This window comes from Chryseobacterium koreense CCUG 49689, assembly GCF_001045435.1.
Lineage (GTDB): Bacteria > Bacteroidota > Bacteroidia > Flavobacteriales > Weeksellaceae > Kaistella > Kaistella koreensis.
Genome location: NZ_LFNG01000061.1, coordinates 1 through 823 on the forward strand (window position 1 = coordinate 1; position 823 = coordinate 823).

Annotated in this window: 1 protein-coding gene; it reads right to left on the minus strand. The window is 31.3% G+C overall.

Annotated features, from left to right (window positions below):
* Window positions 1–262: 262 nt before the first annotated feature.
* Entirely contained in the window at window positions 263–646 is a 384-nt protein-coding gene (locus ACM44_RS14780; protein WP_160304077.1) for a hypothetical protein, read from the minus strand.
* Window positions 647–823 lie beyond the last annotated feature (177 nt).

An 823-nucleotide genomic window follows, 5' to 3' on the forward strand; every position in this document is an offset into this window, starting at 1 on the left:
TGAGGTCACCTGTATTCATCAGCGAAGAAAAACCGCAGAAATGCACTTCTGTAGGCTTCCAAGCGCCACAAAAAAAGCAGTTCTTTTGAAAAAACGGCTTTGTGTATCTAAATTCTAAAAACGACATCCCCATAAGAGGACCAAAATGCCGCCGAAAAGCTACCGGAGCTTCCGTTCAACGGGCTTTCATTTGGCTCCGCCGAACCTCCGGTTTCTTGTCTTGCAGACAAAACGAAAGCTTAGTTATTATCTGTAGTAGCAATTATTCTCGTGTGAATTTCAAAGTTTTTTTGCTAACATAAAATAATATTAATGCAATAAAGATTAAAAAAAATCCTGTTAAAAATATATTGGGAACAATTCCGACATTCAGCGGATTAAAATCTAACCATTGCGAAGGTTTAGCAAATTTTTTGTGATACAAAATAAAAATGTTTGTTAGAAATATTATAACTATAAAAATCCATTTTTTTGGTACTTTACGAAGAATAGAAAAACAAATACAGATAGAAATTAGAATTCCAAAAAGTCCCATAAAGTGCGAAGTTAATACGAAATTATTCAATTCAATTCCTCCAAAGTTTTCAATTCTGAATTGTGTTTCTACTTCATTTATATTTCCACTTTTCACAAAAATTTCTGCCATTTTACTATTTTGCAAAAATCCAAAAGTCATAAATGATAGCATTAAAAAATATGTTGCTAAAAATTGAAGGAAGATTGTTATAAATTTCACTAGAGCGGTATTTTTGGTGCTATCCTAACTAACGTTAATTCTTAATATTGATAATCAACTTATTACAAAATCGATATCCTCATTAGT